Source organism: Nocardioides sp., from assembly GCF_036405735.1.
GTDB lineage: Bacteria > Actinomycetota > Actinomycetes > Propionibacteriales > Nocardioidaceae > Nocardioides.
In genome coordinates, this window is the sequence record NZ_DASWXC010000012.1 from 1 (window position 1) to 9,145 (window position 9,145).

Sequence of the window (9,145 nt, forward strand, 5' to 3'; positions counted from 1 at the left end):
GAGCGCGAGCACGTCGCCGGGCCGGGCGCCCGAGCGCAGGACGGGGGCCTGCGTCACCGCACCGAGCACCGTCACGGCGATGACGATCTCCGAGGCCCGCGTCAGGTCACCGCCGACGACGGAGGCGCCTACGAGTCCGCATTCGGCGGCGAAGCCGCGGGCGAAGTCCAGCGCCCACGCCACCGGGAGGTCGGCCGGCGCGGCGAGCCCAACGGTGAGCGAGTGCGCGGTGCCGCCCATCGCGTTGACGTCGGAGAGGTTCTGCGCGGCCGCGCGGTGGCCCACGTCCACGGCCTCGGCCCAGTCTCGACGGAAGTGACGGCCCTCCACGACCAGGTCGGTCGAGACGACCACGTGGCCGTTGCGGATCCGCAGCAGCGCCGCGTCGTCGCCGGGACCCACCAGCACCTGCTCGCCCTGCGGGAAGTGGGAGACCAGCTCGGTGATGAGTCCGAACTCACCGGCGTCGGCCAGGGTCGCGTCGGGAGGCAGTGCCATAGGCACATCCCAGCACGCCCGGCGGCCGGCCGTCGTCATGGACACGGCTTGCCGCGGAGGGTCCACCTCACGATAAGTTGGCCGGCGACCCGCAAGCGAAGACCCCGACGATCCAAGGGAGACCACGATGGTCGTGCAGGCCTACATCCTGATCCAGACCGACGTCGGCAAGGCGGCCGAGGTCGCCGAGGCCATCGCGAAGATCAAGGGCGTCACGCTCGCCGAGGACGTCACCGGCCCGTACGACGTGATCGTCCGCGCCGAGGCGCGCAACGTCGACGAGCTCGGCAAGCTCGTGGTCGCCAAGGTGCAGACCCTCGACGGCATCACGCGCACCCTGACCTGCCCGGTCGTTCACATCTGACCCGGGGCGCGACCGTGCCCGCACGCCCCGCGCCCAAGCGGACGCGGGGCGTCGTGCTGTCCGGGCTGCTGCTCACGCTGGCTCTGGCCGTCCTGGCTGTGCTGGCTGGGTGCGGGCCGACCGAGGTCGCCACTCCCCCCGCCGCCGACCGGGCCGCGTGCGCCGCGCTGGTCGAGGACCTTCCCGACCGGCTCGCCGGGGAGGAGCGCGTCGAGGTCGAGCCGGCGGCGTACGGCGCCGGCTGGGGCGATCCCGCGATCACGCTCTCGTGCGGGGTCGGTGCGCCCGACGGCTTCGGCCCGGCCAGCAGCTGCCTCGACGCCGACGGCGTGGACTGGTTCGGTCCCGACGAGCAGACCCAGGACAACGGCTCCGACGTGACCCTGACCACCGTCACGATGCGGCCCCGGGTGGCCGTGCACTTCCCCGCGACGTACCGCGGCGGGCCGCTGGCCGCAGCGCTGAGCGACCTCGCGCCCGCTCTCAAGCGCGGCCTGCGGGTGGGCACCCCCTGCCAGTGACCGTGGCATGTGGAACGCTGGTGCCATGGCCACGACGCATCCGAGCAGCGAGTTCACCGGTCCGGTCGCCGTCATCGCCGGCGGCCTGAGCCACGAGCGGGACGTCTCGCTGGCCAGCGGCCGCAACCTGGTCCGCGAGCTGCGGGCGGCCGGCGTCGAGGTGACCGCCTACGACTTCGACCGCAACCTGCTCCACAACCTCGAGCGCGACAAGGTCGTGGCCGCCATCCCGGCGCTGCATGGCCAGTTCGGCGAGGACGGCGAGATCCAGACCCTGCTGGAGCTGATCGGACTGCCGTTCGTCGGGTCGACGTCACGGGCCTGCCGGGTCGCCTTCGACAAGGGCACCGCGCGTGAGCTGCTGCGCCGCGGCGGCATCCCCGTCCCCGACAGCGTGGGGCTCTCGGCCCAGACCTTCCGCGACATCGGCGCCAGCGCGCTGATGGAGCACGTGATGGACCGGCTCGGCGAGCGCGTCGTCGTGAAGCCGTCGCGCGGCGGATCCGCGTTGGGCGTCACCGGCGTCGACGGCCTGACGGAGCTGCCGTCCGCCCTGGTCGGCACCTACGCGTACTACGACGAGGCCCTCATCGAGCGGTTCTACGACGGTGCGAACGTGTCCGTCGTCGTCCTCGAGGGCGAGGCCGGGCCGGAGCCGCTGACCCCGATCGAGATCGACTTCGTCAAGGGCCACGAGTTCGACTTCAGCGCGCGCTACACCGCCGAGTTCGTCGGCCTGCAGAAGCCCGACCTCCCCGAGGCGCTCATCGCTCGGCTGGGCGAGGTCGCGGCCGAGGCCCACCGCGTGCTGGGCCTGCGCGACGTCTCGCGCTCGGACTTCATCGTCTCTCCCGACGGCTCGTTCGTCGTGCTGGAGACGGCCATCACCCCCGGTACGACGGAGACCTCGGTCTTCCCCTACGCCTGCACGGCGTCCGGTACGACGCTGGGTGCCGTCGCGCACGATCTCGTGGTGCGCGCGCTCGCCCGCTGACGCGCCGCCACCCGGCCCCGCTAGGGTCGCCGCCATGAGCGATCGCGAACGGCTGGCCGGCTACGTCGAGACCTGGTGGGAGGCGATCGGCGACCTCACCGCGCTGCTCGACTCGCTCTCGGCCGAGGAGTGGGCGCTGCCGACGGACCTGCCCGGCTGGGACGTCAAGGCCGTCGCCTCCCACACCGCCCACCTCGAGAGCATCCTGGCCGGGGCGCCGGAGGAGACCGCCGAGATCGGCGAGCCTGCCCACGTCACCAGCCTGATGGGTGCCTACACCGAGATCGGCGTGGTCAACCGGCGTGACCGGTCGCCCCAGGCCGTCGTGGCCGAGATCCGCGACGCGTCCAGCCGCCGCCGAGACGCGCTCCTGGCCGATCCTCCGACCGACGGCTCCGCGAAGCCGACCACCATCTTCGGTGGCGTCGGATGGGACTGGAGCACGCTGCTGCGCAACCGTCCCCTCGACGTGTGGATGCACGAGCAGGACATCCGTCGCGCCGTGGGTCGTCCGGGCGGCCTGGAGTCCCGGGCCGCGCAGCACACGGCCGACTACCTCACCGAGGGCTTCGGCTACGTGGTCGGCAAGCGGGTCGCCCCGCCGGCCGGTACGACGGCGGTCCTCGCGGTGGCCGGGAGCGAGGTCGTGGCCGTCGCGATCGACGAGACGGGACGGGCCCGGCGACTCCCGGAGGAGCCGGCGGGCGCCGACGTACGGCTGACCATGGACCGCGAGACGTTCGTCCTGGCCGCCGGCGGCCGGCGCGTGCCCGCACCGGGCGCGGTGACCGTCACCGGCGACGCCGAGCTCGGCGAGCGGATCCTGGCGCGGCTGGCCACCACGCCCTGACCGGCGTGCCCAGCCCGTGCCCCAGCCTGTGCCTCGGCCCGTGCCTCAGCGCAGGCCGACCGGCCGCTCCAGCGCCAGCTCGATGAGCTCGTCGATCAGCTCGGGGTAGGACAGCCCGCTGGCCTGCCACATCTTGGGGTACATCGAGATGGGCGTGAACCCGGGCATCGTGTTGATCTCGTTGACGATCACCTCGCCCGCGGGCGTCACGAAGACGTCGACGCGGGAGATGCCCTCCGCGCCGATGGCCTCGAAGGCGCGCACCGCGACGTCGCGCACCCGCTCGGCGACGTCGTCGGGCAGGTCGGCCGGCGCCTCGGTGCGGGCCTGGGTCTGGCTGAGGTACTTGGCCTCGAAGTCGTAGAAGTCGGCCGCGTCGTGGTCGACCACGATCTCGCCGGGCACCGAGGCGCGCGGGGCGCCGCCGGCGCGTCCCCCGAGGACCGCGCACTCGATCTCACGGCCCTCGATCCCCTGCTCGACGAGGACCTTCGGGTCGTGGAACCGGGCCTCCTCGATCGCGGCGGCCAGCCCGCTGACGTCGTCGACGCGCGTGACGCCCAACGAGGAGCCGGCCCGTGCCGGCTTGACGAAGACGGGGAACCGCAGCTCCTGCACCCGCGCGACCACCTCGGCCTGACGCTGCTCCCACTCGCGGGGCGTGACGACGACGTACGGACCGACCGGGAGGCCGTGACCGGCGAAGACCAGCTTCATGTAGTGCTTGTCCATGCCGACCGCCGAGGCCAGCACGCCGGCGCCGACGTACCTGACCCCTGCGAGCTCGAGCAGGCCCTGGATGGTGCCGTCCTCGCCGAACGGACCGTGCAGCAGGGGGAACACCACGTCGACCTCACCCAGGTCGGCGAGACTGGCGAGCTCGGTGCCGGAGTCGCCGGTCACCTCGGCCAGCCCGCCCGCGGAGAGCTCCCACCGGGTGGCGTCGCCGGAGGCGAGCACCCACTGGCCCTCGCGCGTGATGCCGACCGGGAGGACGTCGTACTTGTCGCGGTCGATGGCCTTCATGACGCCGGCGGCGGTCGCGGTGGACACGCCGTGCTCACCGGATCGGCCACCGAAGAGCAGCGCGACCCGCACCTTGCGGGCGGCACCCCCGGAGGCGGGAGCGGCGGTCGGGACGGGGGAAGCGTCGGCCATGGCGCACGACCCTACTGAAGGGCGGCGGCCACCTCGTCGAGGCGCGCCCCGCGGGAGGCCTTGAGGAGAACTGCGTCACCTTCGCCCAGCCGCTCGCGCAGCCAGGCCAGGGCCGCGGCGTTGTCGGGGACGAAGGTGCTGCGCTCGCCCGCGCCGTCGTGGATGCCGCGGGCGGCCTCGCCGACGACCAGCACCTCGTCCACGCCCAGCCGGGCGGCGTACTCCCCGACGCCGACGTGCTCGGCGGCACCGGCCTCGCCCAGCTCACGCATCTCGCCCAGCACGGCGACCGTACGCCGGACCGCCGGGTCGGCCCCGATGGCGGCGAGTGCGTCGAGCGCGGCCCGCATGGAGTCCGGGTTGGCGTTGTAGGAGTCGTTGAGCAGCGTGACGCCGCCGGGCAGCTCGCGCAGCTCCATGCGCCACTGCGACAGGGTCGTCACCGCTGACAGCGCCTCGCCGATCTCCCGGGTGCCCACCCCCAGCGCCCACGCGGCTGCGGCGGCTGCGCCGGCGTTGAGCGCCTGGTGCGCTCCGACGAGCCGGAGGACGACATGGGCAGCACCCTGGGGCGTGGCGAGCACGAACGACGGTCGGCCGAGTCGGTCCAGCTCGAGGTCCTCGATCCGTACGTCGGCCTCGTCGCTGTCGCGGCCGAAGGTGACGATCACACCGTCGGTGCGCGAGGCCATCGCCGCCACACGCTCGTCGTCGGCGTTGAGCACCGCGACCCCGCCGGGGGCGAGGTGCTCGACCAGCTCGCCCTTCGCCTCGGCGATCGCCTCACGGGACCCGAACTCGCCCAGGTGGGCCTGTCCGACGTTGAGCACGACCCCCACGTCAGGAGCGACCAGGTCGGCGAGCTCGGCGATGTGCCCGCGGCCCCGAGCACCGAGCTCGAGCACGAGGAAGCGGGTGTCGGGCTCGATGCGCAGCGCGGTGAGCGGCATCCCGAGCTCGTTGTTGTACGAGCCGCGGGTCGCCACCGTCGGAGCGACCTCGCCGAGCACGGCCGAGAGCAGGTCCTTGGTGGAGGTCTTGCCCTGGGAGCCCGTGATCCCCACGACGGAGAGTGGCCCCGCGTCGCGCACCGCCGCGACGACGTACGCCGCCAGCTGCTGCAGCGCCCGCTGCGGGTCGGGCACCACCACCGTGGGCAGCTCGGTCGGCCGGCTGCCGAGCACGGCCACGGCACCGTTGGCGGCGGCCTGGCCGACGTGGTCGTGACCGTCGCTGCGCTCACCGACGAACGCCGCGAACAGGCTGCCGGGCTCCGCCTCGCGACCGTCGATGACGACCGGTCCGGTGACGGTCACGGTGCCGGCGTCGGCCCGTGCGTCGACGGCTGCGCCTGCGGCCACCTCACCGCCGACGATCTCGGCGATCTCGGCGAGGGTCAGCGCGATCACAGCGGCATCCTGCGGGACGTCCCGGACGACTCGGTCATGGGTCCTCACCCTAATCTGTGGACCATGACGGACCTGCCCGGCCACGTGAGCGCCGCGACCCTCGCCGTGCACGCCGGCCGTCCCCCGCACGACCCGGACCAGCCGCTCAACGTCCCGATCACGATGGCGTCCACCTATGTCGCCGGTGGCGACCTCGAGTACGGACGTCACACCAACCCGACCTGGACGGCGTTCGAGGAGACCCTCGGCGCGCTCGAGGGCGGCCGGTGCCTGTCGTTCGCCTCCGGCATGGCCGCGATCACCACGGTGCTGGACCTGGTCGGCCCCGACAGCGTCGTCGTCGTGCCGCAGCACTCCTACACGGGGACGCTGCTGATGCTGGGCGACCTGGAGCTGCGCGGCCGGCTCACGACCCGGCTGGTGGACCTCACGGACACCGCGGCCGTCATCGCCGCGATCGACGAGGACGTCGCGCTCGTCTGGCTGGAGTCACCGACCAACCCGGCGATGGAGCTGGCCGACATCCCGGCCATCGTCGCCGCGGCGCACGCCGCCGGCACTCGGGTGGTGGTCGACAACACGTTCGCGACGCCGGTGCTGCAGCGTCCCCTCGAGCAGGGCGCGGACCTCGTGGTGCACTCCGCGACGAAGTTCATCGCCGGCCACAGCGACGTCCTGATGGGCGCCGTCGTGGTCCGCGACGAGGAGCTGTACGCCGTCCTCAAGGGTCGCCGCGACCTGATGGGCTCGATCCCCGGGCCGTTCGAGTCCTGGCTGGCGCTCCGCGGCCTGCGCACGCTGCCGCTGCGCGTGGAGCGGGCGTCGGCGACCGCCGCCGAGCTCGCCCGGCGGCTCGGTGAGCACCCGGCGATCGCCGAGGTGCGCTATCCCGGCTTCGGGGCGGTGCTCGCGGTCGTCCTCGCCGGCGGTCCGGACGCGGCGGACGCCCTGGTCCGCTCCACGCGCCTGTGGATCCACGCCACCTCGCTCGGCGGCGTGGAGTCGACCTTCGAGCGCCGCCGCCGCTGGAAGGCGGAGCCGGCCACGATCCCCGCCGGCCTGGTGCGCCTCAGCGTCGGCATCGAGGACGTCGAGGACCTCTGGTCCGACCTGGCGGAGGCGCTCCGCGGAGTGTGACTCCCGGGACCCGTCAGTCGGTCTCGGCCTTGGTCGGCCGGCCCAGCACGTCGTCCATCATCTCCGACGGCGTCATCCGGCCGGCGACGACGTCGTCGACGTACTGCGCCACCGGCGCGTCGACGTCCGACCGCTCCGCGAGCGCCCGCAGCGAGGCGCACGACTTGGCGCCCTCGGCGACCTGCCGCGTGGTCGCGTAGATCTCGGCGGCCGACATGCCCTGCCCGAGCTTCTCGCCGAAGGTCCGGTTGCGCGAGAGCGGGGACGAGCACGTCGCGACGAGGTCGCCGAGGCCGGCCAGCCCCATCAGCGTGAGCGGGTTGGCCCCCAGCCGCATCCCGAGCCGCGCGGTCTCGGCGAGGCCACGCGTGATCACCGACGCGGTCGTGTTGTCGCCGAAGCCGAGGCCGACCGCCATCCCGACCGAGATCGCGACGACGTTCTTGTAGGCGCCGCCGAGCTCGGACCCGACGACGTCGGTGCTCGTGTAGGGCCGGAAGGCGGGACTGTGCACCCGAGCCTGCAGCATCTTGGCGACGTCCTCGTCCTCGCAGGCGACGACCGAGGCGGCCGGTTCGCGGCGGGCGATCTCCTTCGCGAGGTTCGGGCCGCTCACCACGGCGATCCGCTCCGGTCCCGCGCCGGTCACCTCGGCGATCACCTGGCTCATCCGGTCCAGGGTGCCGAGCTCGACGCCCTTCATCAGGGAGACGAAGACGGCGCCGTCCTCGACGTACGGCGCCCACGTGGCGAGGTTCTCGCGCAGCGACTGACTCGGGACCGCCAGCACGACCACGTCGGCCCCGTGCAGCGCCTTCTCGACGTCGTGGGTGGCAGTGACGCTCGGCGGCAGCTCGATCCCGGGCAGGTAGTCGGGGTTCTCCCGGCTCTGCGTGATGGCCGTGGCCAGCTCCTCGCGCCGCGCCCAGATCGTGACGTCGTTGCCCGCGTCGGCCAGCACGAGCGAGAACGCCGTCCCCCAGGAGCCGGCGCCGAAGACCGCGACCTTGCTGCCGCGCGCCGCGTTCACCGGGCGCCCTTCTTCCGGTTCTTGTTCGGGTTGCCGGTCGCGCTGATCCCGGCCTTGCGCGGGTCGAACAGCTCCGCGGGCGGCTCCTCGCCGCGCACCTCACCCACGAGAGCGACGATCGCCTTCATGATCCGGTCGGTCGCCTCGCCGATGACCTTCGTGCTCAGCTCGCGGCCGAGGAGGTCGGAGAGGTCGACGGGGTCGCCGACCTTCATCCGCACGGTCTTGCGGGGGAACGGCTTCGGCTTGGCGGAGTACGCCGGGAGCAGCTCCTGCGCGCCCCACTGCCCGACCGGGATCACCGGGCAGCCGGTCGCGAGGGCGATCCTCGCTGCGCCGGACTTGCCGACCATGGGCCATCCCGCGGGGTCCTTGGTGATCGATCCCTCGACGTAGACCACGACGAGCTCACCGGCCTGGACCGCGGCGACGGCCGCGTCGAACGCACGGGCGCCGGCCGTCGAGCGCTCGACCGGGATCTGGCCGGCGGCGCGCAGGAACGCACCGAGCTGCTTGTTCCGGAACAGCGCAGCCTTCGCGAGGTAGCGGGGCAGCCGGCCGTGGTCCCACACGATGTGGGCGGCGGTCAGCGGGTCGACGTGGGAGACGTGGTTCAGCACCAGGAGGCAGCCACCGGACTCCGGGATCCTCTCGCCGCCCTCCCACTGCGGCTTGGTGGTGCCGAGCAGGACCGGCTTGACGATCGGGACCGCCAGCCACCAGGCCCAGCCGCGCTTCTGCTTCAGCTTCCGGTACTTGCCCACGAACGAGGAGGCTACCGGTCCCCCTGCCCCGCGGCGTGACGCAACCTGGGAGGATTTCCACGATGGTCCCGTCCGCCCTGCCCGCACGCTTCTGCATCGTGCTGCCGGTGAAGCCGCCTGCCCGTGGCAAGTCGCGGCTGGTGGGCCTGCCCGAGGAGAGCCGCCGCCGCCTCGCCGCGGCGTTCGCGCTCGACACCGCCGCGGCCTGCCTGGCCGCGGACGTGGTCGGGGGCGTGCTCGCCGTCACCGACGACGCGTCGTTCTCCCGCCAGCTGGTGGAGCTGGGCTGCGCGGCGATCCCGGACGGGGTCAGCGGCGACCTCAACGCCACCCTGGTCCAGGCCGCCCACGAAGCCGCCCGCCGCTGGCCGGACCTGACCCCCGCCGCGCTGTGCGGCGACCTGCCGGCGCTGCGCCCCG

The 9,145-nt window shown here is 73.4% G+C and carries 10 protein-coding genes and 1 pseudogene; 6 read left to right on the top strand and 5 right to left on the bottom strand.

Annotated features, from left to right (window positions below; all coding sequences use genetic code 11):
• Window positions 1-498 (bottom strand): thiamine-phosphate kinase (locus tag VGE38_RS01560; protein WP_331140771.1); only part of this gene is annotated, 498 nt, incomplete at its 3' end.
• A gap of 127 nt (window positions 499-625) precedes the next feature.
• Between VGE38_RS01560 and VGE38_RS01565 the strand changes: the two genes are divergently transcribed.
• Genes VGE38_RS01565 through VGE38_RS01580 form a run of 4 tightly spaced genes read left to right on the top strand, consistent with a single transcriptional unit; the run spans window position 626 to window position 3,227 of the window.
• On the top strand, window positions 626-862 hold the full coding sequence (locus VGE38_RS01565) for an Lrp/AsnC family transcriptional regulator (protein WP_331140772.1): 237 nt from the start codon (window positions 626-628) through the stop codon (window positions 860-862).
• A 14-nt stretch (window positions 863-876) separates the two neighbouring features.
• The gene (locus tag VGE38_RS01570) at window positions 877-1,383 is read left to right on the top strand and encodes a DUF3515 domain-containing protein (protein ID WP_331140773.1); all 507 of its coding nucleotides are present in this window, start codon (window positions 877-879) and stop codon (window positions 1,381-1,383) included.
• Between the two features lie 25 nt (window positions 1,384-1,408).
• Window positions 1,409-2,377, top strand: a complete 969-nt coding sequence (locus VGE38_RS01575; RefSeq protein ID WP_331140774.1) for a D-alanine--D-alanine ligase family protein — start codon at window positions 1,409-1,411, stop codon at window positions 2,375-2,377.
• Between the two features lie 34 nt (window positions 2,378-2,411).
• Window positions 2,412-3,227 carry a maleylpyruvate isomerase family mycothiol-dependent enzyme gene (locus VGE38_RS01580; protein WP_331140775.1) on the top strand — a complete coding sequence of 272 codons (816 nt, stop codon included), beginning with the start codon at window positions 2,412-2,414 and terminating at the stop codon, window positions 3,225-3,227.
• Window positions 3,228-3,272: 45 nt separating this feature from the next.
• Here VGE38_RS01580 and VGE38_RS01585 read toward each other — a convergent pair whose 3' ends face one another.
• Both VGE38_RS01585 and VGE38_RS01590 read right to left on the bottom strand, forming a co-directional pair.
• Window positions 3,273-4,385: a D-alanine--D-alanine ligase family protein gene (locus tag VGE38_RS01585; protein WP_331140776.1), complete on the bottom strand. Its 1,113-nt coding sequence runs from the start codon at window positions 4,383-4,385 to the stop codon at window positions 3,273-3,275.
• Between the two features lie 11 nt (window positions 4,386-4,396).
• Window positions 4,397-5,794, bottom strand: coding sequence for a UDP-N-acetylmuramoyl-tripeptide--D-alanyl-D-alanine ligase (locus VGE38_RS01590; RefSeq protein ID WP_331140777.1), 1,398 nt, complete (start codon window positions 5,792-5,794; stop codon window positions 4,397-4,399).
• A 63-nt stretch (window positions 5,795-5,857) separates the two neighbouring features.
• Here VGE38_RS01590 and VGE38_RS01595 point away from each other — a divergent pair, with 63 nt between their 5' ends.
• Complete coding sequence (locus VGE38_RS01595; protein ID WP_331140778.1) at window positions 5,858-6,931, top strand: trans-sulfuration enzyme family protein; 1,074 nt, start codon at window positions 5,858-5,860, stop codon at window positions 6,929-6,931.
• A 13-nt stretch (window positions 6,932-6,944) separates the two neighbouring features.
• Here the strand turns inward: VGE38_RS01595 and VGE38_RS01600 are convergent, their stop codons facing one another.
• Both VGE38_RS01600 and VGE38_RS01605 read right to left on the bottom strand, forming a co-directional pair.
• Window positions 6,945-7,961: an NAD(P)H-dependent glycerol-3-phosphate dehydrogenase gene (locus tag VGE38_RS01600; protein ID WP_331140779.1), complete on the bottom strand. Its 1,017-nt coding sequence runs from the start codon at window positions 7,959-7,961 to the stop codon at window positions 6,945-6,947.
• Window positions 7,958-8,725, bottom strand: coding sequence for a lysophospholipid acyltransferase family protein (locus VGE38_RS01605; protein ID WP_331140780.1), 768 nt, complete (start codon window positions 8,723-8,725; stop codon window positions 7,958-7,960). Before VGE38_RS01605 ends, VGE38_RS01600 begins: the two co-directional genes overlap by 4 nt.
• Window positions 8,726-8,787: 62 nt before the next feature.
• Between VGE38_RS01605 and VGE38_RS01610 the strand changes: the two are divergent.
• A pseudogene (locus VGE38_RS01610) lies at window positions 8,788-9,145 on the top strand (2-phospho-L-lactate guanylyltransferase); the annotation flags it as partial.